The 26,854-nt window shown below is 70.4% G+C and carries 20 protein-coding genes and 2 pseudogenes; 18 read left to right on the forward strand and 4 right to left on the reverse strand.

The genetic code is table 11. The annotated features are described in order from the left end of the window. Nucleotides 1–11: 11 nt before the first annotated feature. Together Rai3103_RS13400 and Rai3103_RS13405 are read right to left on the reverse strand one after the other, a co-directional pair. Nucleotides 12–545: a hypothetical protein gene (locus Rai3103_RS13400; protein ID WP_153573008.1), complete on the reverse strand. Its 534-nt coding sequence runs from the start codon at nucleotides 543–545 to the stop codon at nucleotides 12–14. A 3-nt stretch (nucleotides 546–548) separates the two neighbouring features. Then, a complete protein-coding gene (locus tag Rai3103_RS13405; RefSeq protein ID WP_228488917.1) occupies nucleotides 549–1,151 on the reverse strand; it encodes an ACT domain-containing protein in 603 nt (200 codons plus the stop codon). 249 nt (nucleotides 1,152–1,400) lie between these two features. Here Rai3103_RS13405 and gatC point away from each other — a divergent pair, with 249 nt between their 5' ends. From gatC to Rai3103_RS13475, 14 genes and pseudogenes are all read left to right on the forward strand, one after another. Next, nucleotides 1,401–1,697, forward strand: coding sequence for an Asp-tRNA(Asn)/Glu-tRNA(Gln) amidotransferase subunit GatC (gene gatC, locus Rai3103_RS13410; RefSeq protein WP_228488918.1), 297 nt, complete (start codon nucleotides 1,401–1,403; stop codon nucleotides 1,695–1,697). 11 nt (nucleotides 1,698–1,708) lie between these two features. Next, on the forward strand, nucleotides 1,709–3,244 hold the full coding sequence (gatA, locus tag Rai3103_RS13415; RefSeq protein ID WP_153573011.1) for an Asp-tRNA(Asn)/Glu-tRNA(Gln) amidotransferase subunit GatA: 1,536 nt from the start codon (nucleotides 1,709–1,711) through the stop codon (nucleotides 3,242–3,244). Continuing rightward, complete coding sequence (gene gatB, locus Rai3103_RS13420) at nucleotides 3,241–4,737, forward strand: Asp-tRNA(Asn)/Glu-tRNA(Gln) amidotransferase subunit GatB (RefSeq protein ID WP_153573012.1); 1,497 nt, start codon at nucleotides 3,241–3,243, stop codon at nucleotides 4,735–4,737. Before gatA ends, gatB begins: the two co-directional genes overlap by 4 nt. Nucleotides 4,738–4,758: 21 nt before the next feature. Further along, complete coding sequence (hisI, locus tag Rai3103_RS13425; protein ID WP_153573013.1) at nucleotides 4,759–5,130, forward strand: phosphoribosyl-AMP cyclohydrolase; 372 nt, start codon at nucleotides 4,759–4,761, stop codon at nucleotides 5,128–5,130. Continuing rightward, nucleotides 5,127–6,641 (forward strand): anthranilate synthase component I, encoded by a 1,515-nt coding sequence (locus tag Rai3103_RS13430; RefSeq protein WP_153573014.1) that lies wholly within the window; start codon nucleotides 5,127–5,129, stop codon nucleotides 6,639–6,641. Before hisI ends, Rai3103_RS13430 begins: the two co-directional genes overlap by 4 nt. Continuing rightward, a complete protein-coding gene (locus tag Rai3103_RS13435; RefSeq protein ID WP_153573015.1) occupies nucleotides 6,638–7,252 on the forward strand; it encodes a Trp biosynthesis-associated membrane protein in 615 nt (204 codons plus the stop codon). Before Rai3103_RS13430 ends, Rai3103_RS13435 begins: the two co-directional genes overlap by 4 nt. Beyond that, nucleotides 7,249–7,473, forward strand: a complete 225-nt coding sequence (locus Rai3103_RS13440; RefSeq protein ID WP_153573016.1) for a hypothetical protein — start codon at nucleotides 7,249–7,251, stop codon at nucleotides 7,471–7,473. The genes Rai3103_RS13435 and Rai3103_RS13440 overlap by 4 nt, the downstream gene beginning before the upstream one ends. Nucleotides 7,474–7,602: 129 nt before the next feature. After that, nucleotides 7,603–8,388 carry an indole-3-glycerol phosphate synthase TrpC gene (gene trpC, locus Rai3103_RS13445; protein WP_153573017.1) on the forward strand — a complete coding sequence of 262 codons (786 nt, stop codon included), beginning with the start codon at nucleotides 7,603–7,605 and terminating at the stop codon, nucleotides 8,386–8,388. Beyond that, nucleotides 8,381–9,730 carry a tryptophan synthase subunit beta gene (trpB, locus tag Rai3103_RS13450; RefSeq protein WP_153573018.1) on the forward strand — a complete coding sequence of 450 codons (1,350 nt, stop codon included), beginning with the start codon at nucleotides 8,381–8,383 and terminating at the stop codon, nucleotides 9,728–9,730. Before trpC ends, trpB begins: the two co-directional genes overlap by 8 nt. Before the next feature lies 1 nt (nucleotide 9,731). Beyond that, complete coding sequence (gene trpA / locus Rai3103_RS13455) at nucleotides 9,732–10,559, forward strand: tryptophan synthase subunit alpha (protein ID WP_153573019.1); 828 nt, start codon at nucleotides 9,732–9,734, stop codon at nucleotides 10,557–10,559. 86 nt (nucleotides 10,560–10,645) lie between these two features. Further along, nucleotides 10,646–11,523, forward strand: a pseudogene (gene lgt / locus Rai3103_RS13460) (prolipoprotein diacylglyceryl transferase). After that, the gene (locus Rai3103_RS13465; protein WP_153573020.1) at nucleotides 11,520–12,359 is read left to right on the forward strand and encodes a hypothetical protein; all 840 of its coding nucleotides are present in this window, start codon (nucleotides 11,520–11,522) and stop codon (nucleotides 12,357–12,359) included. Before lgt ends, Rai3103_RS13465 begins: the two are co-directional and overlap by 4 nt. Before the next feature lie 236 nt (nucleotides 12,360–12,595). After that, a pseudogene (gene gltB / locus Rai3103_RS13470) lies at nucleotides 12,596–17,163 on the forward strand (glutamate synthase large subunit). Beyond that, nucleotides 17,156–18,625 carry a glutamate synthase subunit beta gene (locus Rai3103_RS13475; RefSeq protein WP_153573021.1) on the forward strand — a complete coding sequence of 490 codons (1,470 nt, stop codon included), beginning with the start codon at nucleotides 17,156–17,158 and terminating at the stop codon, nucleotides 18,623–18,625. The pseudogene gltB and the gene Rai3103_RS13475 overlap by 8 nt, the downstream one beginning before the upstream one ends. A gap of 74 nt (nucleotides 18,626–18,699) precedes the next feature. Here Rai3103_RS13475 and Rai3103_RS13480 read toward each other — a convergent pair whose 3' ends face one another. Beyond that, nucleotides 18,700–20,259 (reverse strand): CYTH and CHAD domain-containing protein, encoded by a 1,560-nt coding sequence (locus Rai3103_RS13480; RefSeq protein ID WP_153573022.1) that lies wholly within the window; start codon nucleotides 20,257–20,259, stop codon nucleotides 18,700–18,702. Between the two features lie 90 nt (nucleotides 20,260–20,349). Between Rai3103_RS13480 and dnaE the strand changes: the two genes are divergently transcribed. Both dnaE and Rai3103_RS13490 read left to right on the forward strand, forming a co-directional pair. Beyond that, the gene (gene dnaE / locus Rai3103_RS13485) at nucleotides 20,350–23,889 is read left to right on the forward strand and encodes a DNA polymerase III subunit alpha (RefSeq protein WP_153573023.1); all 3,540 of its coding nucleotides are present in this window, start codon (nucleotides 20,350–20,352) and stop codon (nucleotides 23,887–23,889) included. Then, entirely contained in the window at nucleotides 23,886–24,479 is a 594-nt protein-coding gene (locus Rai3103_RS13490) for a hypothetical protein (RefSeq protein ID WP_153573024.1), read from the forward strand. The genes dnaE and Rai3103_RS13490 overlap by 4 nt, the downstream gene beginning before the upstream one ends. Here the strand turns inward: Rai3103_RS13490 and ybaK are convergent. Continuing rightward, entirely contained in the window at nucleotides 24,399–24,908 is a 510-nt protein-coding gene (gene ybaK, locus Rai3103_RS13495) for a Cys-tRNA(Pro) deacylase (protein WP_153573025.1), read from the reverse strand. The genes Rai3103_RS13490 and ybaK overlap by 81 nt on opposite strands. A gap of 81 nt (nucleotides 24,909–24,989) precedes the next feature. Between ybaK and Rai3103_RS13500 the strand changes: the two genes are divergently transcribed. Both Rai3103_RS13500 and Rai3103_RS13505 read left to right on the forward strand, forming a co-directional pair. Then, a complete protein-coding gene (locus tag Rai3103_RS13500; protein WP_153573026.1) occupies nucleotides 24,990–25,691 on the forward strand; it encodes a response regulator transcription factor in 702 nt (233 codons plus the stop codon). Next, nucleotides 25,688–26,815, forward strand: coding sequence for a sensor histidine kinase (locus Rai3103_RS13505; RefSeq protein ID WP_228488919.1), 1,128 nt, complete (start codon nucleotides 25,688–25,690; stop codon nucleotides 26,813–26,815). Before Rai3103_RS13500 ends, Rai3103_RS13505 begins: the two co-directional genes overlap by 4 nt. Nucleotides 26,816–26,854: the final 39 nt, after the last annotated feature.

Below are 26,854 nucleotides of genomic sequence, written 5' to 3' on the forward strand. Positions count from 1 at the left end.
GTCGAGTCGACTCAGCCCAGCCAGCCGGCCAGGCTCGTGCCGCCCCAGGCCAGCAGTGCGAAACGGATGCCGCGCCCCAGCGACATCACCAGCCCGAAGCTCCACGCCGGGATCGGTGACGCGCCCGCGACGAGGACCACGGGGTAGAGCGGCGGGAATCCCACGATGGCCGCGACGAAGACAAGCGGCAGCCCGGCCCGCGTATCGCCGACGAGCCGCAGTGACACCCGGATCGTCCGGGACCACCACCGTCGCAGCAGCCCCAGCTCGGCCTCCCGGGCGCCGGATCGGGGTCGGACGGGACGCGGATGGAAGAACGGCAGGTCCTTGCCTCGTCGCATCCCCCAGAACATCAGCATCTTCCCGATGCCCTGGCCGAGTGTCAGCCCGATGATCGCGGCCACCGAGCCGGCCGGTTGCAGCGCCCCGGCGGCGAGGGCGTACGCCTCGGCGTTGGCCACCGGCACCACGGCGCCGACCAGCCCATAGACCGCGGCCACCAGGAACCCGGCGAACCAGCCGAGGCCGTGCGGCAGCTCCGGCACGGATCAGCTGGCCAGTGCAGAGAGGTGGCGCAGTCGCGCGATCTCGGAGGCGAGCCACACGGGACCCCCGGTGCGGCCCACGAGGATCGAGCGCTCGGTGCCCACCGGCGCCCAGGCCAGGGCCGTGTCGCTCCACGCCGGCACCCAGCCGGCGGGCATCTCCGCCGACCCGGCGCCACCGAGGTCACCGATGCTGGCCAGGACAGTGGCGTCGAGGTCAGGTGCCATCGGTGTGGCGTACGAGATGGACGGGCTGTCCGCCCGGTCGACCAGGACGCTCCACTGACAGTGGAAGACGCTCGGGGCGCTGTCGACCAGGACCTCGGCGGCATGCTCGGGGTCGCGGGTCATCTGCTCCAGCGTCTCGAGGTCACTTTGCAGAGTCCCGCTGTCGTAGTGCCGCGAGATCCACAGCACCTCGACCCCGCTGACCTCCTGGCAGGCGCTGACCACGGTGTCGGGCAGCACGCCGGTCGGGATCTCCAGCATGAAGTCGTCGATGCCGTGGCCGTCCAGGCTCTCCACGATCTCGATCGCCTTGATGTCGCAACCGACGAGGCCGACGGCGGAAGCGACGGCCCCGAGGGCGCCGGGTCGGTCGGGCATGGACACTCGCATCAGGAACACACCGTCATTGTCCCCTCCCTACCGGCCGGGACGGCAATTGGGACGCCCCTTCCGCCGACGTGTCACACACTGTTAACCGGATCGTCGTGGACCGGAGCCGTCTCCGGGCGCATCGGTAGGGTGTCGGCGCTCGGTCCTAGGATGAGGGGTGCGGCCGGCCCCTCGGCGGCCGCGCCGGACCGGGGACGACTCCCCGGACACGACACCCCGGACCCAAGGAGTTGCACCGTGGCGTTGAGCCAAGACGAGGTCGCGCGGCTGGCACAGCTGGCCCGCATCGACCTCTCCACGGAGGAGCTGGCCCATCTGGCCCCCCAGTTGGACGTGATCCTGGAGGCCGTCGCGCGGGTTGCCGACGTGGCCACCGACGACGTCGTGCCGACCTCACACCCGGTGCCGATGACCAATGTCTTCCGCGTCGACGAGGTGCGGACCTCGTTGCCGGTGGAGGACGTCCTGGCGATGGCCCCGGACCGGCAGGACGACCGGTTCCGGGTCCCGCGGATCCTGGGGGAGGAGCAGTGAGCATGGAAGGCATGTCGGAGCTCATCACGGCCGATGCGGCCGATCTGGCCGGTCGGATCGCGCGACGGGAGGTGTCGAGCGTCGAGGTCACCACGGCGCACCTGGACCGCATCGCCGCCGTCGACCCGACCATCCACGCATTCCTCAGTGTCGACGAGCAGGGGGCCCTCGAGCAGGCCGCCGCCGTCGACGCCAGGATCGCCGCCGGGGAGACCGTCGGCCCGCTGGCCGGTGTCCCGCTGGCCCTGAAGGACGTGCTCGCCCAGCGCGGGGTCCCGACCACCGCGGGGTCGCGGATCCTCGAGGGCTGGCGGCCCCCGTACAACGCCACGGTCACCCAGCGACTGCTCGACGCCGGCATCGTCATCCTCGGCAAGACGAACATGGACGAGTTCGCGATGGGGTCGTCCACCGAGAACTCGGCGTACGGCCCCACGTACAACCCGTGGGACCTGACGCGCGTGCCCGGCGGCTCGGGCGGTGGCTCGGCCGCGGCGCTGGCGGCCTTCGAGGCCCCGCTGGCGATCGGCACCGACACCGGTGGATCGATCCGCCAGCCGGCCGGGTTCACCGGCACGGTCGGGATCAAGCCCACCTACGGCGGCACCTCGCGCTTCGGCCAGATCGCGCTCGCCTCGAGCCTGGACCAGCCCGGCCCGTGCGGTCGTACGGTCCTCGACACCGCGCTGCTGCACGAGGTCATCGCCGGCTACGACCCGATGGACCAGACCTCGCTGGACGCCCCGGTGCCGCCGGTGGTCCGGGCGGCCCGCAGCGGCGACGTCACCGGCCTGCGGATCGGTGTGGTCAGGGAGCTCGGTGGCGAGGGCTACGCCCCCGAGGTCGAGGCGAACTTCCACGCCACCGTCGAGATGCTCGCGGACCTGGGCGCGGAGGTCGTCGAGGTCTCCTGCCCGAACTTCGAGTACGCCCTCGCGGCGTACTACCTCATCCTGCCGAGCGAGGCGTCCTCCAACCTCGCCCGCTTCGACGCGATGCGCTACGGGCTGCGCGTCGGTGACGACGGCACCCGCTCGACCGAACAGGTGATGGCGCTGACCCGCGAGGCCGGTTTCGGAGCCGAGGTGAAGCGCCGCATCATCATCGGCACGTACGCCCTCTCGGCCGGCTACCGCGACGCCTACTACGGCTCCGCGCAGAAGGTCCGCACCCTGGTCCAGCAGGATTTCGCGGCGGCGTTCGCCCAGGCCGACGTGCTGGTCTCGCCGACCACTCCCACCCCGGCGTTCCGGATGGGGGAGCGGGTCGACGACCCGATGGCGATGTACCTCAACGACCTGTGCACGATCCCGACGAACCTCGCCGGCAACGCCGCGGCGTCCTTCCCGTCCGGGCTCACCACCGACGGGCTGCCGCTCGGCTTCCACGTGATGGCGCCCCACCTGGCCGACGACCGCCTGTATCGGGTGGGCGCGGCCCTGGAACGCCGGCTGAGCGCCACCTGGGGCGGACCGCTGCTCCGCAAGGTCCCCGCCCTGCCCACCACCACGCCCGCCACGACCATGACCGAGGGTGTCACCCGATGAGCGATCCGATCCTGTCCTACGAGGAGGCCCTGGCCGCGTACGAGCCGGTGATGGGGCTGGAGGTGCACGTCGAGCTCAACACCGCCTCGAAGATGTTCTGCGGCTGCTCGGCCGAGTTCGGCGCGCCGCCGAACACCCACACCTGCCCGGTGTGCCTCGGGCTGCCCGGGTCCATGCCGGCGATCAACGGCAAGGCGGTCGAGTCCGCGATCCGGATGGGCCTGGCGCTGAACTGCTCGATCGCGGAGTGGTGTCGGATGTCGCGGAAGAACTACTTCTACCCGGACATGCCGAAGGACTACCAGACCAGCCAGTACGACGAGCCGATCGCCTACGACGGTCACCTCGACGTGGAGCTCGACGACGGTGAGGTCTTCCGGGTCGAGATCGAACGGGCTCACATGGAGGAGGACGCCGGCAAGCTGACCCACCTCGGTGGCGAGACCGGCCGGCTGCACGGGGCCGACTACTCCCTGCTCGACTACAACCGCGCCGGGGTGCCGCTGATTGAGATCGTCACCAAACCCATCATCGGCGCGGGGGCACGGGCTCCCGAGGTCGCCCGTCGCTACGTGGAGACCGTCCGCGACCTGATGCGTGCGCTCGGGGTGTCCGACGTCCGGATGAACGAGGGCTCCCTGCGCTGCGACGCCAACGTCTCGCTGCGCCCGTGGGGGCGGGAGAAGCTCGGCACCCGGACCGAGACGAAGAACATCAACTCGTTCCGCTCCATCGAGGGCGCCGTGACGTACGAGATCCAGCGCCAGGCGGCGCTGCTGCAGGACGGCGGAACCATCCAGCAGTGCACCCGCAACTGGCTGGAGCACCTGGGTGAGACCTCCTTCGGCCGGTCCAAGGAGGAGGCGGAGGACTACCGCTACTTCCCCGAGCCCGACCTGGTGCCGATCGCCCCCAGCCGCGAGTGGGTGGAGGAGTTGCGAGCCACCCTGCCGGAGGATCCCACCAAGAAGCGACACCGGCTGCAGGCCGAGTGGGGCTTCAGCGACCTCGAGATGCGGGACGTCGTCAACGCCGGGGCCCTCGGTCTCGTCGAGTCGACCGTCGCCGCCGGGGCAAGCGCCCAGGCTGCCCGCAAGTGGTGGACCACCGAACTGTCGCGGCGTGCCAACGAGGCCGGTACGACCCTCGACGAACTCGGCATCACCCCCGCCCAGGTCGCCGGCGTCCAGGCCCTCGTCGAGGCGGGCACGATCAACGACAAGCTGGCCCGACAGGTGTTCGACGGGATCCTTGCCGGCGAAGGGGAGCCGGAGCAGGTCGTCGCCACCCGCGGCCTGGCCGTCGTCTCGGACGACGGCGCCCTCGCCGCGGCCGTGGACAAGGCGATCGCGGCCAATCCCGACGTCGCGGACAGGATCCGCGGGGGTCGGGTCCAGGCTGCCGGTGCGCTGATCGGCGCGGTGATGAAGGAGATGCGCGGGCAGGCCGACGCCGGCCGCGTCCGCGAGATCATCCTCGACAAGCTCGGCTGACGCAGGGGCCACAATAGGACGGTGACTCCCAACCCTGACCAGACCAGTCTTCCCGAGGATGTGGCCGCGCTGCTGAAGCGGACCCCGGACGGCCTCGTACCCGCGATCGCCCAGGACGCGACCACGGGCCGCGTGCTGATGATGGCCTGGATGAACGATGAGGCGCTGGCCCTGACGCTGGCGACGCACCGGGGCACCTACTGGTCGCGCAGCCGGGGCAGGATGTGGGTCAAGGGCGAGGAGAGCGGCCACCGCCAGTGGGTCCGCAAGGTCGAGCTGGACTGCGACGGTGACACTCTCCTGCTGCAGGTGGAGCAGGAGGGTGCCGCCTGTCACCTCGGCACGACCTCCTGCTTCGACACCCGGACCCTGGAGCTGGGGGAGAGCCGATGACCCTGCCGATCGTCCCCAGTGGCGAGGAGTTCCGCGACCAGGCCCGGACCAGCCGGGTGATCCCGGTCTGGACGAAGGTGCTGGCCGACACCGAGACACCCGTCGGGCTCTATGCCGCCCTGGCCCGTGACGAGCCGCACACCTTCCTGTTCGAGTCCGCCGAGGACGGCGTGTTCTCCCGCTGGTCGATCATCGGTCTGCGGAGTGGCGCGACGCTGACCGAGCGGGACGGCCGGGCGGAGTGGTCCGGCACGCCGCCGGTCGGTCTGCCGACCAGCGGGGATCCGCTCGCGGTGCTGCGGGAGTCCCTCCAGGTCCTGCGCACCGAACGGCCCGACGGGCTGCCGCCGTTCGTCAACGGTTTCGTCGGCTACCTCGGCTACGACATCGTCCGCCGCCTCGAGGTGCTCCCCGACGACAACATCGACGACCTCAAGGTGCCGGAGCTGGTGATGATGCTGGCGACCGATCTGGCGGTGATGGACCACCGCACAGGCGAGCTCTGGCTGATCGCCAACGCCATCAACTACGACGCGACGGACGAGCGGGTCGACGAGGCGTACGCGGACGCCGTCGCCCGGGTCGAGACGATGGCGCGCCGCCTCACCGAACCGACGCAGCCGCTGGTCCGGGCCGTCGACGACACGGGCAGCGCCCCCACGGTGGTCGAACAGCGGACCCCGGCCGAGTTCGAGGCGGCCGTCGAGTCAGCGGTCGAGGAGATCCGGGCCGGTGAGGCCTTCCAGGTCGTCGTCTCCCAGCGTTTCGACATCCGCACCCAGGCCGATCCGCTCGATGTGTACCGGGTGCTGCGCCGGATCAACCCCAGCCCGTACCTGTACCTGCTCCGCCTCGACGGTTTCGACATCGTCGGGTCGAGCCCCGAGGCCTTGGTCACGGTGACCGACCGCGACGCCGTCACCCATCCCATCGCCGGCACCCGGCCGCGCGGGCGGACGCCCGCTGAGGACGTCGCGCTGGAACAGGAACTCCTCGCCGATGAGAAGGAGCGGGCCGAGCACGTCATGCTCGTCGACCTCGGCCGCAACGACCTGGGCCGGGTGAGCGAACCCGGGACCGTCACGGTGATCGAGTTCATGAAGGTGCGGCGCTACTCGCACGTGATGCACCTCGAGGCCGGCGTCACCGGGCACCTGCGTGACGACGTCGATGCCGTCGAGGCTGTCCTGTCCTGTTTCCCGGCCGGCACGCTGTCCGGCGCGCCGAAGGTGCGGGCGATGGAGATCATCGACGGGCTCGAGGTCAGCCGTCGGGGCGTGTACGGAGGGGTGATCGGCTACTTCGACTTCGCCGGCAACGCCGACGTCGCGATCGCGATCCGTACGGCGCTGATGAAGGACGGCGTCGCGTACGTGCAGTCGGGCGCCGGGATCGTCGCCGACTCCGTCCCGGCGAACGAGAACCAGGAGTGCCGCAACAAGGCGATGGCGGTGGTCCGGGCGATCGCGACCGCCGACAGTTGGCGGGGACTGGACGGGGCGGCCGGATGACCGCCGCTCGCTGGCGCGGCGTCGCCTACAGTGCGCTGCTGGCCGGCACGGTGGTGGCCTTCGCCACCGCGGCCCAGCCCTGGTGGCACGCCGACGTCACCGGCAGCAGTGCCGCGATCAGTGGGACGGCTGCCAGCGGCAGCCTGACCCAGGCCCTCGCCATCGTCACCGCCGCCGGGCTCCTCCTCTCCCTCACCCTGGGGGCTCGCGGCCGGCAGATCCTCGGCGGCGTCCTGTTCCTCGCCGGTGCCGGGATGATCGCCGTGGGCGCCTCCCGCCCGCGCCCCGCCGCGGACGTCGTCGCCTCGGCGCTGCGCTCCGTCAGCCTGTCGACGGACTGGTCACTGACCGGCACCCCGTGGCCCTGGGCCTATCTCGCCGGTGGGGTGCTGGTGGCCTTCGGCGGAGCGCTGGTCGTCGCGTTCGCCCCCCGCTGGGAGACGCGCCGTGCCCGGTTCGAACGGGGCCCGGTGGCGGTCGATCTCACCGACGCGACCGCTGTGTGGAAAGCACTGGATGCGGGCGTCGACCCCACCCGGGAAACTGCGGTACCCTCCTCGCAGCAGGAACCCCCGCAGGCAGCGTCACCGGACAGGGAGAGTCAAGGATGAGTCACAGTGCGATCGGCCACGCGCCCGAGGAGAAGTACCACCACGGCAAGTCGCCGGCCGCGTACGCGTTCTCCATCATCTTCATGGTCGCCGTCGTCGTCGGTGTGGTCGCCATGGTGCCGACCCCGAAGCTGGTCCTGCTGATCATCGCCGGTGTCATCGCCCTGATCGCCTGGATCGCCTGGGCCGTGCTCCGGGGGATGGGCCTGGACAACGTGTAGGACCTCACGACAGCCACGGGGCGCCCGGACCGTCGGTCCAGGGCGCCCTTGTCGTCCGTGGGCGTTCCATTGCGCGGGACGCCTGGAGCGGTGCGGTAGAACAGACAGAGCGACGAAGGGAGAGCCGGGATGGGTGTGCTCGACGAGCTGAACGCGGGGGCCCGCGCCGACATGGAGGAGCGCCGCGCGCTCACCGGTCAGGACGAGCTGGCGAGGCGCATCGAGGCGCTGCCGCCGGCCCGTGACCCGCTGCCGGCCTTCCGGGCTCCCGGGATCGCCGTGATCGCCGAGGTGAAGCGGTCCAGCCCGTCCGCCGGAGCCCTGGCCGAGATCGCCGATCCCGCCGCCCTCGCCGAGGCTTACGCCCGCGGAGGGGCCGACGCCATCTCCGTCCTCACCGAACGGCGCCGGTTCGGCGGCACCCTGGCGGACCTGGTCGCCGTCCGGGCCCGGGTCGACATCCCGGTGCTGCGCAAGGACTTCGTCGTCGACGACTACCAGCTGTACGAGGCGCGCGCCGCCGGGGCCGACCTGGCACTGCTGATCGTCGCCTCGCTGACCGACCGCGAGCTGGCCGGCCTGCACGCCACCGCGCTCGACCTCGGCCTGACGCCGCTCGTCGAGACCCACACCGCCGACGAGGTCCGCCGGGCCCTCGATCTGGGCGCCGCCCTCATCGGCATCAACAACCGCAACCTGGACACCCTCGAGGTGGACACGGCGACCTTCGCCCGTCTCGCGCCGCTGGTGCCGGACGAGGTGGTCAAGGTCGCCGAGTCCGGGGTCCGTACCCCCGACGACGTCCGTGTCTTCGCCGAGGCGGGCGCCGACGTCGCCCTGATCGGGCAGGCCCTCGTCACCGGCGGCGACCCGGTCGCCGGAGTCCGCGCCATGAAGGAGGCCCATCGTGGCTGACAACGCACCCGAGCAGGACCGCAACCTCGCCGGTCAGCGCCCCTGGGACGGGCGGGAACTGCCCGACGCCCGCGGCCACTTCGACCGGCTCGGCGGCAAGTTCGTGCCCGAGGCACTGTACGCCGCCCTCGCCGAGCTCGAGGAGGCCTACGAGAAGGCCCTCGTCGACCCGGACTTCGGGGCCGAGCTGAACGACCTGCGGGCCAACTACGCGGGTCGCCCGACCCCGCTCACCGAGGCGAAGCGCTTCTCCGTCCACTGCGGCAACGCCCGCATCGTCTTCAAGCGCGAGGACCTCAACCACACCGGCTCCCACAAGATCAACAACGTCCTGGGCCAGGCGTTGCTGACACGTCGGATGGGTAAGAAGCGTGTCATCGCCGAGACCGGCGCCGGCCAGCACGGCGTCGCCACCGCGACGGCCGCCGCCCTGATGGGCCTGGAGTGCCGCATCTACATGGGCAAGGTCGACACCGACCGACAGGCCCTCAACGTCGCCCGGATGCAGCTGCTGGGAGCCGAGGTCATCGCCGTCGAGTCGGGCTCGGCGACGCTCAAGGACGCGATGAACGAGGCCATGCGCGAGTGGGTCGCCACCGTCGACGAGACCCACTACCTGATCGGCACCGTGGCAGGCCCGCACCCCTTCCCGAAGATCGTCCGGGAGTTCCAGCGGGTGATCTCCACCGAGGCCCGGCAGCAGTTCCTCGACACGTACGGGCGGCTGCCCGACGCCGTCTGCGCCTGCGTGGGCGGAGGGTCCAACGCGCTGGGCTCCTTCGCCGATTTCATCCCGGACGCCTCCGTCGCGCTCTACGGCTACGAGGCGGGGGGCGACGGGGTGGAGACTGGCCGCCACGCCGCCTCCATCAACGGGGGCTCCGTCGGCGTGCTGCACGGCACCCGTACATATCTGCTGCAGGACGAGGACGGCCAGACCCTCGAGTCGCACTCGATCTCGGCCGGCCTGGACTACCCGGGCGTCGGTCCGGAGCACTCGTACCTGCACGACGCCGGTCGGGCGACGTACGAACCCGTCACCGACGCCGAGGCCATGGAGGCGTTCCGCCTGCTGACCCAGACCGAGGGGCTGATGCCCGCCATCGAGTCGGCCCACGCCGTCGCGGGCGCGATGCGCCTGGGCCGTCGGCTGGCGCAGACCGACCCGGACGCCCGGCCGCTGATCATGGTCACCCTGTCGGGCCGTGGCGACAAGGACGTCCGGACCGCCATCCGGTGGTTCGGCCTGACGGGCGAGGTCGACGCCACCCAGGGTGGTGATCCGGTGGAACTACCGGCTGACCGCGCCGCCCACGCCGAACCGCGCCCCGAGGAGCTGTGAGATGACCGCACCAGGCAACTGCACCCCGATCTTCGACCGCGCCGCGGCGGAGGAGCGGGCGGTCTTCATCGGCTACCTCCCGGTCGGTTACCCGACGGTCCCCGGCTCGCTCGACGCCATGCGCGCCCTGGTCGATCCCGGTGACGGCCCGGGCGCCGACATCGTCGAGATCGGCATCCCGTACTCGGACCCGATGATGGACGGCGCGACCATCCAACGCGCCGCGACCCGTGCCCTGGAGCGGGGCGTCCGGGTCCGTGACGTCCTCGCCGCGACCGAGGCCGTCGCCGCGGCCGGCGCCACGCCCTGCGTGATGTCTTACTGGAACCTCATCGAGCAGTACGGGTGCGACGCGTTCGCCCGCGACTTCGCCAACGCCGGCGGCGCCGGGGTGATCACCCCCGACCTCACCCCTGACGAGGCCGACGAGTGGACGCCGGCCACCGACGCCCATGGTGTCGACCGGATCTACCTGGTCGCCCCGTCATCGACCGATGACCGGATCAAGCTCACCGCCGACGCGGCGCGAGGCTGGCTCTACGCCACCGCGGTGATGGGCGTCACCGGTGCCCGGGACACCACGTCCGAGGCCGGTCACGTCCTCACCCAGCGGATCCGGCGGATCAGCCCCGACACCAGGGTCGGCATCGGCCTGGGGGTCTCGGACGGTGCCCAGGCGGCGGAGATCGGCGCCTACGCCGACGCCGTCATCGTCGGCTCGGCGCTCGTCCGTACGCTCATCGACGCCGACGACACCGGCCGGCCGGACGACCTGACCGCATTGCGGGCGCTCACCTCCGATCTGGCTCGCGGCGTCCGCGCCCGCTGAGAGCGGGATGGCGAGTGGCTAGAGTGTCGCTGCCCCGATGACCCGAAAGGCGGCCCGATGACCCCCCTGCGCTCGACCCGATGGCGCTGGTCCCTTTGTCGATCCCCAGCCCACCCCAGGGGGTCTGGGAGCTACCGGTTCCCGGGACCGGCCTGGTGATCCCCATCCGGGCCTACGCCCTGTGCATCCTCACCGGCATCGTGCTGGCGTGGTTCATTGCGTCCCGGCGCTGGAAAGCCCGCGGCGGCAGCCAGGACACGCTGGAGACGGCGATCCTGCTGGCGGTGCCGGTGGGCATCATCGGCGCCCGGCTCTACCACGTGATCACCGACCACCAGTTGTACTTCGGTCCGGGCCGCCACCCGATCGAGGCGCTCTACATCTGGAACGGTGGCTTGGGGATCTGGGGGGCGGTGGCCGCCGGGGCACTGGCCGTCTGGATCGTCTGCCGGCGCCGCGGTGCGTCCTTCGCCGCCATGGCCGACTCCCTCGCCCCGCAGTGGCCGTGGCACAGGGCTTGGGCCGGCTCGGCAACTGGTTCAACCAGGAGCTCTTCGGGCGTCCCACGACCCTGCCCTGGGGGCTGCAGATCGATCTGGCGCACCGGCCGGTCGGGTACGAGCAGTACGCCACCTTCCACCCCACGTTCCTCTACGAGCTGATCTGGGTCCTCGTGGTCGCCGCGACCCTCGTCCTCCTGGACCGGCGGCTGCAGCTCGGACATGGTCAGGTCTTCTGGCTCTATGTCTCCCTGTACACGTTCGGCCGGTTCTGGATCGAGGGCCTGCGGATCGACACCGCCAACCACGTCGGCACCTGGCGGATCAACGAGTACGTGTCGTTGGTGGTCTTCGTGGTCGCGGTGGTGGCCCTGATCGTCAGCCTGCGACGCCACCCCGTGCGCGAGACCCCCACGTCGGTCGACCCCCGGGCCGCCGTCCCGGAGGAGGAACCGGTGGCATGACGGCCGCCCCGGCTCCCACCACCCCGGCTCCCGCCACCGCGGAGTCCACCTCGCCTGCCCAGGCGTGGCTGGTCGTCGCCGTGCTGGCCCTGCCGATCGCCCTGGTCGTGGCGGCGGACCGGCTGCTCGTCGGGTGGTCGCTGCGCGACGCGGGTCGCCTCGACGCCCCCACCCTGGCGCCGCTGCTCGGTGTCGGACTCGTCCTGCTCACCCGCCGTCGCCTGCCCGGGCTGCGGACCCGCTTCGATGTCGGGGTGACCCCGCGGGTCATCCGCCGCAGCGTCGCCCTGGTGCTGATGGTCGTCGCCATGATGGTCGTCTGGAACCAGCTCTGCCTGATGTTCGGCTGGCTGCCGGCCCCCCGGATCGATGTGGACGCGGGGCTCCCGTTCGCTGCCAGGGCGGCGGCCTATCTCCCGCTGGCCGCCGCCCAGGAACTCGCCTGGCGGGGCGTCGTCCGCCCGACCCTGGGCGCTGCCCACGGGTGGCTCGGTGGCGGCGTGGGGACCGGGCTGGTGTGGGGACTGCTGACCGGCACCACCTGGCGCTTCGGGGTCGGCTACGGGCTCCTCGCCCTCCTCACGGCGGTCGGCTGGTCGGTGATGGTCAGCGCCGTGCTCGAGGAGATGCGCCACGGCCAACTGCTCGCCGCCGGGCTGTTCCAGTGGGCGCTCCTGCTGGCCCTCTTCCTGCTGCTGCCCGAGGAGTCCGGGGTGCTCCGGGCCGCGTGGGTGCTGGCCCTCACCGCGCTGATCGGGGGCGTCGCTTCGGCGTGGGTGTACGTTCGGTCACGAAGGGCTCGCCTCATGTCGCCATACGGACGACCCGAAAGATGACAGCCGTGTTACGACGACCGTCGATTGTGTAACAGGATCCACAGCGCTATTTACACATTCGTTTAGTTGGTCGATGATGTGTCCTTGGAACACTGCTGTCGTGCAACGGAGCCGGCGGCGGCACCATATCCGCACGGTCGCGCCGGTCGGGGGCTCCCACGCCGCTGACCTGGTCACCGTCTCACCGCCCGTTCTCACCGCTGAGGTGACGACGCGGCCTGTCCGAGGGGAAGAACATGGCTCCTGACAGTGCGCTCCAGGCTCGGGAGGGCATCGTTGGCAAGGGTCTCTATGACCCGATGTACGAACACGATGCATGTGGTGTGGCCTTCGTGGCCACCCTGAGCGGCGAACCGTCCCACCGGATCCTCGAGCAGGGCCTCGAGGCCCTGCGTAACCTCGACCACCGCGGCGCCACCGGAGCCGATGAAGCCGCCGGCGACGGCGCGGGCATCCTGCTGCAGGTTCCCGACGACTTCCTGCGCGAGGTCTGCGACTTCGAACTGCCCGCCCCCGGCACGTACGCCGTCGGGATGGCGTTCCTGCCGCCGAAGGAGCCGCGTCGCAACGCCGCTCGGCGCGAGATCGAACAGATCGCCGCCGAGGAGGGCCTGCGCGTCGTCGGTTGGCGCCCGGTGCCCGTCGTCACCGACACCCTCAGCCCCATCTCGCTGCACGTGATGCCGCACTTCGAGCACCTCGTCGTCACCCCCGGGGACGGTCGCACCGGAGTGGAGGTCGACCGGATGGTCTACGGCCTGCGCCGGCGGGCCGAGCGTGAGGCCAAGGTCTACTTCCCGTCGCTGTCCGCGCGGACCCTCGTCTACAAGGGCATGCTCACCACGATGCAGCTGGAGGAGGTCTTCCCCGAACTGCACGACGAGCGGATGGCTTCCGCCCTGGCCGTGGTGCACTCGCGCTTCTCCACCAACACCTTCCCCGCCTGGGAGCTCGCCCATCCGTTCCGGATGGTCGCCCACAACGGTGAGATCAACACCGTCCGGGGCAACAAGAACTGGATGCGGGCCCGCGAGGCACTGCTCGCGACCTCGCAGATCCCCGGTTCGCTGGACCGGCTCTTCCCGATCTGTGAGCCGACGGCGTCCGACTCCGCCTCGTTCGACTCCGTGGTCGAGCTGCTCAACCTGGCCGGTCGCAGCCTGCCCCACGCGGTGCTGATGATGATCCCGGAGGCCTGGGAGAACAACCACGACATGGACCAGGAGGTGCGCGACTTCTACGCGTACCACGCCTGTCTGATGGAGCCGTGGGACGGCCCGGCCTGCATGACGTTCACCGACGGCACCCAGATCGGCGCGGTCCTCGACCGCAACGGCCTGCGCCCCGGGCGGTACTGGATCACCAATGACGGACTGGTCGTCCTGGCGTCCGAGTCGGGCGTGCTGGACATCCCGGACCACGACCTGCGCGCCAAGGGCCGGCTCAAGCCCGGCCAGATGTTCCTCGCCGACCTCGCGGAGCACCGGATCGTCCCGGACGAGGAGATCAAGCAGGCGCTCGCCGAGCAGGCGCCCTACGGTGAGTGGCTCCAGGAGGGCAGGATCAACCTGTCCGAGCTGCCCGTCCGCGAGCACATCGTGCACACCCACGCCTCGGTCACCCGCCGCCAGCAGGTCTTCGGGTACACCGAGGAGGAGCTGCGCAAGATCATCGCCCCGATGGCGAACACCGGAGCCGAGCCGATCGGGGCCATGGGCACCGACGCGCCCATCCCGGTGCTCTCGCAGCGGCCGAAGCTGATGTTCGATTACTTCGTCCAGCACTTCGCGCAGGTCACCAACCCGCCGCTGGACGCCATCCGTGAGGAACTGGTCACCAGCCTCTTCAACAGCATCGGCCCGGAGCAGAACCTGCTCGAGCCGGGACCGGCGTCCTGCCGCCAGATCGTCCTGCCCTTCCCGATCCTCAACAACGACGAACTGACCCAGATCGTCCGGATCAACCAGGACGGCAACCTGCCCGGCTACCAGTCGTACGTGCTGCGCGGCCTCTACCCGATCGAGTCGGGCACCGAGGGGCTGGAGCGCCGGCTGGAGGAGCTGTGCGAGGAGGCCTCGACGGCGATCGCCGAGGGGCCCGGATCCTGGTCCTGTCCGACCGTCACGCCAAGCAGGAGTGGGCGCCGATCCCGTCGCTGCTCTTCACCGCGGCCATCCATCACCACCTGGTCCGCGAGAAGACCCGCACGAAGGTCGGCATCGTGGTCGAGGCCGGCGACGTCCGTGAGGTGCACCACGTGAGCACCCTCATCGGCTACGGCGCCGCGGCCATCAACCCCTACCTGGTCTTCGAGACCGCGGAGGACCTGGCCCGCACCGAGACGTACGTGACCGTCCCGCCGCAGAAGGCCGTCGCCAACGTGGCGAAGGCGCTCGGCAAGGGCGTGCTCAAGGTGATGTCCAAGATGGGCGTCTCCACCGTGGCGTCCTACACCGGTGCGCAGATCTTCGAGGCCGTCGGTCTGTCCCAGGAACTCGTGGACCGCTACTTCACCGGGACCACGTCGAAGATCGGCGGCATCGGGCTGGAGCAGGTCCATCTCCAGATCGCCGCGGGTCACCTCGGCGCCTACCCGGAGGACGGTATCCCGCTGGCGCACCGTCGCCTGGAGATCGGTGGCGACTACCAGTGGCGTCGCGAGGGCGAGGAGCACCTCTTCGACCCGGAGACCGTGTTCCGGCTCCAGCACGCCACCCGCAACCGTCGCTACGACGTGTTCAAGCAGTACACCGACCGGGTCAACGACAGCTCCGAGCGGCTGATGACGCTGCGCGGCCTGTTGAAGTTCCGGCACAACCGCCAGCCGATCGACATCGACGAGGTCGAGCCGATCGAGTCGATCCTGCCGAGGTTCGCGACCGGCGCCATGTCGTACGGCTCCATCTCCATGGAGGCGCACGAGACGCTGGCCATCGCGATGAACCGGATCGGCGGCAAGTCGAACACCGGTGAGGGCGGTGAGGACCCCGAGCGCCTGCACGACCCGGCACGCTGCTCCAAGATCAAGCAGGTCGCCTCCGGCCGCTTCGGCGTCACCTCCGAGTACCTGTCGTACGCCGAGGACATCCAGATCAAGATGGCCCAGGGCGCCAAGCCCGGCGAGGGCGGCCAGCTGCCCGGCCAGAAGGTCTACCCGTGGGTCGCGAAGACGCGTCACTCGACGCCGGGCGTCGGGCTGATCTCGCCACCGCCGCACCACGACATCTACTCGATCGAGGACCTCAAGCAGCTCATCCATGACCTGAAGTGCGCCAACCCCGTGGCGCGCATCCACGTCAAGCTGGTGTCCGAGTCGGGTGTCGGGACCGTCGCCGCGGGTGTGGCGAAGGCGAAGGCCGACGTCGTGCTGATCTCTGGCTTCGACGGCGGTACGGGCGCAGCCCCGCTGACGTCGATCAAGCACGCCGGCACCCCGTGGGAGCTCGGCCTGGCGGAGACCCAGCAGACGCTGATCGCCAACGGGCTGCGCGACCGCGTCGTCGTCCAGGCGGACGGCCAGATGAAGACCGGGCGTGACGTCGTCATCGCTGCTCTGCTCGGCGCCGAGGAGTTCGGTTTCGCCACCGCTCCGCTGGTCGTCGAGGGCTGCGTGATGATGCGCGTCTGTCACCTGGACACCTGCCCCGTCGGCGTCGCGACGCAGAACCCGGAGCTGCGGGCGAAGTTCACCGGCAAGCCGGAGTTCGTCGAGACCTTCTTCGAGTACATCGCCGAGGAGGTCCGGGAGATCCTCGCGGAACTCGGTTTCCGTACCCTGGAGGAGGCGATCGGTCGCTCCGACCAGCTGGACACCCGCACCGCGGAGAACCACTGGAAGGCCGTCGGCCTCGACCTCAGCCCGGTCCTCCACCAGCCGTCGGTGCCGGAGCACACCGCCCGGCGCCACGTGATCGACCAGGACCACGACCTCGACAAGCAGCTCGACATGCAGCTGATGGACCTGGTCGCCCCCGTGCTGGAGGCGGCCCGCGAGGGACGTACGCCGGAGCCGGTCCGCGGCTCGATCGCGGTGCGCAACGTGCACCGTACGGTCGGCACGCTGCTCGGCCACGAGATCACCATGGCCACCGAGGGCAAGGGCCTGCCGGACGACACCATCGACGTCACCTTCACCGGCTCGGGCGGGCAGAGCTTCGGTGCCTTCATCCCGAAGGGCCTCACCCTGCGGCTCAACGGCGACTCGAACGACTATGTGGCCAAGGGCCTGTCGGGCGGCCGGGTGATCATCCGGCCGCAGGAGGACGCCACCTTCGTCGCCGAGGACGAGATCATCGCCGGCAACGTGATCGGCTACGGCGCCACCTCCGGTGAGCTCTTCCTCCGCGGTCAGGTCGGCGAGCGCTTCTGCGTCCGCAACTCCGGCGCGACCGCGGTCGTCGAGGGCGTCGGTGACCACGGCTGTGAGTACATGACCGGCGGCACCGTCGTGGTCGCCGGACCGACCGGGCGCAACTTCGCGGCCGGCATGTCCGGCGGCGTGGCGTACGTCCTCGACCTCGACCCGCATCGCCTCAACACCGAGCTGGCCGACCCGGTGACGCTCGAGGGTGACGACGTCGCCCTCGTCCGTGGCCTGCTGGAGAAGCACCGGCAGGAGACCGGGTCGGCGGTCGCTGCCCGGCTGCTCGACGGCGAGGCCGCCGACGCCGTGATCGGCGAGCGGTTCACCAAGGTGCTGCCCCGCGACTACGCCCGGGTCCTCGCGGCCCGGTCCCAGGCCGAGGCCGAGGGCCTCGACGACGAAGCGACCACCGCCAAGATGATGGAGGCGACCCGTGGCTGATCCCCGTGGTTTCATGAAGTACCCGCGCGAGCACCCGGAGCGCCGCGACGTCCAGGAACGTGTACAGGACTGGAACGAGGTCTACCCGGGTGGTCCTGCCGCGGCGTTCCTGCCGATCATCTCGACCCAGGCCGCCCGCTGCATGGACTGCGGCATCCCGTTCTGCCATCAGGGCTGCCCCCTGGGCAACATCATTCCCGAGTGGAACGACCTGGTCTGGCGCGACGACTGGCAGGCGGCCTCCGACCGGCTGCACGCGACCAACAACTTCCCGGAGTTCACCGGCCGCCTCTGCCCGGCCCCCTGCGAGACGGCCTGTGTCGTGGGCATCAACGGTGACCCGGTCGCGATCAAGGGGATCGAGGTCTCGATCGCCGAGCGTGCCTGGGACGACCGCTACATCGAGCCGCAGGCACCCGACTGGCACACCGGTTACACGGTCGCCGTCGTCGGGTCGGGGCCGGCCGGTCTCGCCGCCGCCCAGCAGCTGACCCGGGTCGGCCACACCGTCGCGGTCTTCGAGCGCGCCGACGCTCCCGGTGGCCTGCTGCGCTACGGCATCCCGGAGTTCAAGATGGAGAAGTCCGTCCTGGACCGACGGATCCACCAGATGAAGGACGAGGGCACCCTCTTCCGTACCGGGGTGACCATCGGCAAGGACATCACCTGGTCGCAGCTGAAGTCGCGCTACGACGCCGTCGTGGTGGCGATGGGCTCGACCAAGCCGCGGGACCTGCCGGCGGTGGGTCGTGAGTTCGAGGGCATCCATTTCGCCATGGACTACCTGCCGCAGGCCAACCGCGTCGCCCGCGGCCGGACCGTCGAGAACCAGATCGTCGCGACCGACAAGCATGTCGTCGTCATCGGCGGAGGCGACACCGGTTCGGACTGCATCGGCACCGCGTTGCGCCAGGGCGCGGCCTCGGTCACCCAGCTGGAGATCTTCCCCGCACCGGGGCAGGACCGCCCGGCGAACCAGCCGTGGCCGACCTACCCGGCCGTCTGGCGGGTGTCGACCTCCCAGGAAGAGGGCGGCCAGCGCGTGTTCGAGGCGTCGACCACCGAGTTCATCGGCGACGACGAGGGCCACGTGCGCCAGCTGCGGTTCGTGGAGGTCAAGCCCAACGGTTCCGGCGGCTTCGCGCCCGTCGACGGCTCGGAGAAGGTCATCCCGGCAGACATGGTCGTGCTGGCGATGGGTTTCGTCGGCCCCGAGGCCGAAGGCCTGGTCGACGAGCTCGGCGTCAGCCTCGACCGGCGCGGCAACGTGGCGCGCGACGACAGCTACATGACCAACGTCGAAGGGGTCTTCTCCTGTGGTGACACCGGTCGCGGCCAGTCGCTGATCGTGTGGGCGATCGCCGAGGGACGCTCCTGCGCCGCCGGCGTCGACGCCTTCCTCAGCGGGTCGACGAAGCTGCCGCGTCCGATCGGTCCGCAGGTGCGCCCGATCTCGCTCTGACGCTCCCGCCCGACGCGAACGAGGCCCCCGGAACCTGTGGGTTCCGGGGGCCTCCTTCGTCAGAGTGTCCCGGCTCAGTCGGTGTCGGCCCAGCTGTCGGGGCCGCGGCGGACAGCTCGGCGCAGGGCGGCGCGGGCGGCCGGCAGATCGCGGTCGAGGTCGCCCATCTGCGTGCCGTAGAGGACGCCGTACGTGAACGTCGGTTCGCCCGCCGCGGCGGCCGCGTCGGCCAGCCGCAGCAGCCGCTGCCGGGCCACCGCCGCGTCGTTCATCTCGCCGAACACCTCGGTGACGGCCTCCCAGTCCCGGGCCGAGGACGCGGCGGGCTCCCCGTACACCGCGATCAGCGCTTCGCAGGCGTACCGGACGACCTTGGACTTCTTGCGGACCTCATGGAGCGCCTCGAGCCGCTCCTGGCCCTCCGATTGCTCTGCGGCGTCGTGGGCCTTGCGGACGCGCTTGATCGCCTTGTCGAGCAGGGCGATCGCGCGCTCCGAGACCCGGGCGTCGGCCACCGCCACCAGGGGCGGGTCGGTCAGCCACCGGCTCAGCGTGACCATCAGGCGGGTGTACCGGGCGTCGGCGAGACAGGCCGCCACACCGGCGAGTCCCTCCTGGTGGGTCCGTTCGAGTTCGGTCTCCATCCTGGCCCGCACCGGCCCGATCACCGACTCGGGTGGGAGGGCGTCCAGGCGGTCCAGCAGCTTCACCTTCTGCACCTCGGCGTCGCGGGCGTGGCCCAGCTCGGTGGCGTACCACTGGAGCTCCTCGCGGAGGGACCCTACCGCCTCGGCCTCGAACAGGTCGCGAAAGACGCGCAGGATGCTGCGCAGCCGTCGGGCCGCGACCCGAGCCTTGTGCACCGCGTCGGGGGCGTCGGCCGCCACCGCCTCCTCCCTGCCCTGGAGCACCCCGACGTGCGTCGCGAGGGCCGCCAGCACGGTCTGGCTGAGCAGGTCGTCGCTCGAGGGGACGTGGGCGGCGGCCCGCGCCGGGGCGTCCCCGAGGGCCTGGTTGATCTTGGCGGGGGAGCTGGCAGGGACGATGCCGGCCCACTGGAAGCGCTCGGTGACGGCGTCGAGGAAGGAGCGCGACCCCTCGTGCAGCTCGACCTCGATCTCCCGCCACGTCGTCTCGGTGCCCTGCCGGCCCGGCAGGGGGAAGCGCGTCGCGGTGACCTCGTCGTCCGCGAGTTCGGCCAGCGGGGTCCCGGTCTGCGGATCGGAGAGCTGCCGTACGGTACGCACCGTCCGGAGCCGGGCCACCGGCACCAGCGCGACGGCGCCCACCCGCTCGCCGACGACGGTGCGCAGGCTGCGCGGCACGACCAGCGGATCGGGAGTGGCATCCAGCGGGACGTGCAGCTCGGTCCTGGTGCCCTCCACCGGAGGGAGCTTGACGTGCCAGGCCGCGTCACTGCCGCCGGTGCGACGCCGCAGGGTGATCCGGGCCCGGTTCAGCTCGTACGACGGTGAGTCGAAGTAGGTGGCGTCGAGCTCCTGCACCTCGGGGTCGCCGATGATGGCGATCCCGGCCAGGTCGGGCAGTTGCGCACCGGGCAGCAGGGCGAACTTCCGCTCTGTCTCGGCCTGTGCACGGGGACCGGGGGCCGGGCCGGTCGGGACTTCGGACACCGCTGCTCCTCTTGTACGGGAGGGGCCAGTCTACCGGGCTACTCTGGTCCCTGCCCGTCCGCTCGTGACCCAGGAGGTGGCAGCCGCCCCATGGCCGGTTCGCTCGACGACTCGTTCGTCCATCTGCACGTCCATTCCGAGTTCTCGATGCTGGACGGCGCCGCCCGCGTACCGGACATGTTCCAACGCGCCCAGGACCTGGGGATGCCGGCGATCGCGGTGACCGACCACGGCAACATGTTCGGGGCGTACGAGTTCTGGAAGACCTCGAAGAACTACGACGTGAAGCCGATCATCGGCTGCGAGACGTACATGACGCCGAAGACCCACCGCTCGGAGCGCAAGCGCGTGCAGTGGGGGGACGGCACCGGCGATGACGTCTCCGCCAAGGGCGCCTACACCCACATGACGCTGTGGTCGGAGACCACGGAGGGGATGCACAACCTCTTCCGCCTCGAGTCGTACGCCTCCATCGAGGGCTTCTTCTACAAGCCGCGCGTCGACCGGGAGCTCCTGCACCGCTACGCCAAGGGCCTGATCGCCACCACCGGATGCCCCTCGGGGGAGGTGCAAACCTACCTGCGGCTGGGCCAGTACGAGAACGCGCTCGCGTCGGCCGCCGAGTTCCGCGACATCTTCGGCAAAGGCAACTTCTACGTCGAGATCATGGACCACGGGCTCGACATCGAGACCCGGGTCCGCGACGGCCTGATGCGGATCAGCAAGGAACTGGGCCTGCCGCCCGTCGTCACCAACGACTCGCACTACGTGTCGAAGGAGGACTCGCACGCCCACGACGCCCTGCTGTGCGTGTCCGCCGGCGCCCACCTCGCCGACACCAACCGCTTCCGGTTCAACGGCGACGGCTACTACCTGAAGTCGCCACGGGAGATGCGCGAACTCTTCCGCGAGATTCCCGAGGCGTGCGACAACACCCTGGAGATCGCCGAGCGCTGCGAGATCGGCTTCGACAACGCCATCGGCAAGTACATGCCCCAGTTCGAGGTGCCCGAGGGGGAGACCGAGGAGACCTGGTTCGTCAAGGAGGTCAACCGCGGGCTCGCCGACCGCTACCCGAACGGCGTCACGGCCGAGGTCCGTGACCGGGCCGACTACGAGACCGGCGTCATCCTGCAGATGGGCTTTCCCGGCTACTTCCTGGTCGTGTCCGACTACATCAAGTGGGCCAAGTCCCAGGGCATCAAGGTCGGCCCGGGCCGAGGGTCGGGCGCCGGGTCGATGTGTGCGTACGCCCTGCACATCACCGAGCTGGATCCCATCGAGCACGGACTGATCTTCGAGCGCTTCCTCAACCCGGAACGCATCTCGATGCCCGACTTCGACATCGACTTCGATGATCGTCGGCGCGGCGAGGTGATCCAGTACGTCACCGAGAAGTACGGCGCCGACAAGGTCAGCGCGATCGTCACGTACGGCACGATCAAGGCCAAGCAGGCCGTCAAGGACGCCGGTCGCGTGCTCGGCAAGCCCTACTCGCTGGGCGACCAGATCACCAAGGCGATGCCCGACCCGGTGATGGGCAAGGACGTCCCGCTGCAGAAGCTGTTCGACGACAGCCACGACCGCTACCTCGAGGGGCAGGAGTTCCGGGCGCTCTACGACGCCGAGCCGGAGGTCCGCGAGGTCGTCGACACCGCGATGGGCCTGGAGGGCCTGAAGCGTCAGTGGGGCGTGCACGCCTGCGGCATGATCATGTCGTCCGAGCCCATCATGGACGTGGTCCCGCTGATGAAGCGGGAGCAGGACGGCCAGATCATCACCCAGTTCGACTATCCGTCGTGCGAGTCGCTGGGCCTGATCAAGATGGACTTCCTCGGGCTTCGCAACCTCACCATCCTCGCCGACGCACTGGAGAACATCCAGCTCAACCGGCACCAGGAGGTGGTCCTGGAGGAGCTCAGCCTCGACGACCCGACGACGTTCGCCCTGCTGCAGGCCGGCGACACCCTGGGGGTGTTCCAGCTGGACGGCGGGCCGATGCGGGCGCTGCTGCGCTCCATGCAACCCGACTGCTTCGACGACATCTCCGCCGTGGGTGCGCTCTACCGCCCGGGCCCCATGGGCGCTGACTCGCACAACAAGTACGCCCGGCGCAAGACCGGCAAGGAGCCGGTCGAGCCGATCCATCCTGAGCTGGAGGAGCCCCTGGCGGACATCCTCGGCGAGACGTACGGCCTGATCGTCTACCAGGAGCAGGTGATGGCCATCGCCCAGAAGCTCGCCGGCTACACCCTCGGTGGCGCCGACATGCTGCGGCGGGCGATGGGCAAGAAGAAGAAGAAGGAACTGGACGCCCAGTTCGAGACCTTCAAGAACGGCATGCTGGAACGTGGCTACTCCGAGGCCTCGATGCAGACCCTGTGGGACATCCTGCTGCCGTTCTCCAACTACGCCTTCAACAAGGCCCACTCCGCGGCGTACGGACTGGTCTCCTACTGGACCGCCTACCTCAAGGCCAACTACCCGGTCGAGTACATGGCGGCGCTGCTGCAGTCGGTCAAGGACGACAAGGACAAGATGGCCGTCTACCTCGGCGAATGCCGCCGGATGGGCATCGAGGTCCTGCCTCCCGACGTCAACGAGTCGGCGGCCCAGTTCACCCCGGTCGGTGAGGCGATCCGGTTCGGGCTCACCGCCGTCCGCAACGTCGGTGAGCACGTGGTCGAGGAGATCATCGCGACCCGGGAGGCGCACGGTCGGGCCCGGACCTTCAACGACTTCCTCGATCAACAGCCGCTCGCCGTCTGCAACAAGCGGCTGATCGAGTCGCTGATCAAGGCCGGCGCGTTCGACTCGATGGGTCACCATCGCCGTGGGCTGATGGACTGCTTCGAGGAGGCGATCGACAAGATCACCAGCCGCAAGCGGAACGAGGCGAACGGCCAGGACGACCTCTTCGCCCTGTTCGGCGAGCAGACGGTCGAGGACGACCCCACCGCCGTCGTCGTCCCCGACACGGAGGAGTGGGACAAGCGGACGAAGCTGGCCTTCGAGCGCGAGATGCTCGGGCTCTACGTCTCCGACCACCCCCTGCAGGGCATGGAACCGGTGCTGGCCAGGCTCTCCGACAGCGGGGTCGAGCAGATCCTCGACGAGGACGGACCCAAGGACGGTGAGCAGATCACCATCGCCGGCATGATCACCCAGGTCGTCCGCAAGCAGAACAAGCGCGGCGACCTGTGGGCGCTGATCTACGTCGAGGACCTCGGCGGCTCCATCGAGGTGAAGTGCTTCAACAAGGTCTATCAACTCGTCGCGCCGATCCTTGCCCCGGACACGATCGTCCAGGTGAAGGGGACCGTACGCCGCGAGGAGGAGACGGTGTCGATCTTCGCCCGGGAGGTGGTGCTGCCGAACATCAGTGAGGACCCGCACGGCCCGATCATCATCACCATCCCCGCGGTGAGCTGCACCCCGCCCCGGATCGAGCAGTTGCGCGACGTGCTCGCCGCCCATCCGGGGGCCACCGAGGTGCGGGTCCGACTGCGCGGCAGCCAGGGCACCAGCGTGTGGCGGGTCCAGCCCGGACTACGGGTGGACGCGTCGGTGTCCGTGATGGCTGACCTCAAGGCGCTGCTGGGTCCCGCGAACGTGAGTGCCGCCGGATGACGCGCGGCCCGTTGCCGCCCTCACTCTGGGGACCGTACGCCGGCTACGGCCTCGCGTCGGTGCTCCTCGGCTGCCTGGGTGGGGTGGTCTGGCGGACCACGACACCGTTGCCCGGCTACACCGTCGGACCCGATGAGAAGGCGGTGATCAGCGAGCTCGGACTGACCCAACTGTTCGTCGCGGACGCGCGCTACGCGCTGATCGCGATGGCCGGGGGACTGCTGCTGGGGGTGCTGGCCGTCGTACTGCTGCGGCACCTGGGGGTGCGCATCGTGCTGTGGGCCGTGATCGGCCCGGTCCTGGCGGGCCTGGCCGCGTGGGCGGCCGGGGTGGTCGGCGCCACCCCGTTGAAGGATCGCCTCGCGGTGGCGACCGCCGGCCGGACCGAGCCCGTCGACCTGGCGCTGAACGCGCCGGTCGCGGTGCTGCTGTGGCCCTTCCTGGCGATACTGGTGGTGCTGCTGTGGAGTGCGTTCGCGCCCGAGCCGACGCCCGTGGTCGCCGCCCGGTCAGTCGAGGGTACGGATCTGGACGACCTGGGCACCGAGCAGCCGGACCAGGTCAGCGGGGGCGATCTCGAGCTTCAGTGACCGCTTCCCCGCGGACACGAAGATCGTCTCGTGCTCCAGTGCCGAGTCGTCCACGACGGTCGGCAGTGGTGTCCGCTGACCCAGCGGCGAGATGCCGCCGACGACGTAGCCGCTCGAGCGTTCGGCGGTCGCGGGGTCGGCCATCTGAGCCTTCTTCGCGCCGACGGCCCGCGCCAGCGCCTTCAGGTCCAGGTGGTGGCTGACCGGCACGACGCCCACCACGAGGTGACCCGAGCAGTCCGCCACCAAGGTCTTGAACACCCGCTCCGGGCGGACCCCCAGTTGCCGAGCCGACTCCGGCCCGATCTCGCCCTCGGCGTGCATGTCGACGGCGTGCTCATGCAGCTGGTGGGGGATCCCGGCCCTGACCACGGCCTGCAGGGCGGGGGTGCCGGTCGCCTCATGGGCCTTCTTGGAACGCTTGGCCATGGCCCCATCATCCCACCCCGATACCCCGGCGGGCATCAGCACCGACTGGGATACTGGCGGTACGACCGAAGGGGGAGGCAGATGAGGGCGCGTGTCCTGGTGGTGGACGACGAAGCCGCGATCCGTGACGTGTTGCGCGGCTATCTCGAGGCATCCGCGTACGACGTGATCGAAGCGGCGGACGCCGCCACGGCCCTCGACCTGGTACGCCGCGACGAACCGGACGTGGTGCTGCTGGACCTCGGGCTGCCGGATCGGGACGGGCTCGAGGTGATGCGCGAGTTCTCCGGATCGACGGATGCTTATGTGCTGGTGGTGAGTGCCCGGGCCGAAGAGATGGATCGTCTCGTCGGGCTGCGTCTCGGCGCGGATGACTACATCACCAAGCCGTTCAGCCCTCGGGAGGTGGTGGCCCGGGTCGAGGCCGTGCTGCGCCGGGGCCGCCGCCCTGTGGCGGAGGACCAGCGCGAGGACGATCGTCGTGAGTTCGAGGGGCTGGTGGTCGACCGGGGGCGGCGCGAGGTGTTGGTCGACGCTGCACCGGTCGAGCTCACCGCCCTCGACTTCGACCTGCTGGCCGCGTTGGGCGACGCGCCGGGACGGGTCTTCTCCCGGCGGCAGCTGCTGGAACGTGTCTGGGGCGGGGACTTCTTCGGCGACGAACGGATCGTCGACGTCCATGTCCGCACCATCCGGGCCGCCCTCGGCGACGATCCCGCGGCTCCCCGGTTCGTGGCGACAGTGCGCGGCGTCGGCTACAAGTGCGTGGCGAGACCGCGATGAGGCAGATGTTCGGCCGATTGAGCACGCGCCTGCTGCTGTCCCATCTGTCGGTGGCCGTGGTGGGGGCGGGCGTGGCCTTCCTGCTCGTGCGGCTGTTGGCCCCGGTGGACTTCGCCCGGCGGGCGGGAGTCGTGGCCGGAGGAGCCGGGCCGGGTCCCGGAGCGGGCTCGGCCAACGCGGGCCGGGGACGGCTCCTGTTGGAAGCCTTCGACGCGGCGATCAACCAGGCCCTCGTCGTCGGTCTGGTGGCGGCCGTGGTGGTGGCGACACTGCTGGCCTGGCTGATGGTGCGCAGGTTGCTGCGGCCGCTGGACCGGGTACGGACGACGACCCGGGCGCTGGCCGGCGGCGACTACGCCACCCGCGTGTCGGTGCCGCGGGAGGTCGAACTCGCCCGGCTGGCCGAGGACATCAACGCCCTGGGTGGCGCATTGCAGGAGTCCGAGGCCCGGCGGGTCCGACTGATCGGTGAGGTCGCCCATGAGATGCGTACGCCCCTGACGGTGATCGACGGCTATGTCGAGGGGATGATCGACGGCGTCTTCGCGGCGACGCCGGACAGGTTGGCGGCGGTGTCCGACGAAGCCCGGGTGCTGCGCCGGCTGGCGGAGGACCTCTCCGCCCTGTCCCGCGCCGAGGAGGGACGGCTGTCCCTGGCTCCGGCGACGTTCGATCTGACCGCCCTCGTCGCGGAGACAGGGCGCCGGCTGGCACCCCAGTTCGAGGACGCCCGCGTGGACCTTGCCCTCGTTCCGGCGCCGCCTCTGACGGTGAGTGCCGACCCGGATCGGATCGGTCAGGTCGTCACAAACCTGCTCGGTAACGCTCTTCGCGCGTGCTCGCCGGGGGACACGGTGACACTCGGCATCGATGCCGCCGACGGGCATGCGGTCGTCACCGTGGAGGACACGGGCCGCGGCATCGCCCCGGCGGAGCTGCCCCGGATCTTCGAGCGGTTCTACCGCGTGCCCGACGCGACGACCGGGACTCGGACGGGGACCGGGTCCGGGATCGGGCTGACCATCTCGCGCAGCATCGCCCGCGCCCATGGCGGCGACGTGGTCGCCGCATCACCCGGTCCCGGCCTGGGATCGACCTTCCGCCTGCTGCTACCGCTGACATGAGTGGGGTCGCCGGTCCGTCACCGGCGACCCCTGGGACGT

This window comes from Raineyella fluvialis, assembly GCF_009646095.1.
GTDB lineage: Bacteria > Actinomycetota > Actinomycetes > Propionibacteriales > Propionibacteriaceae > Raineyella > Raineyella fluvialis.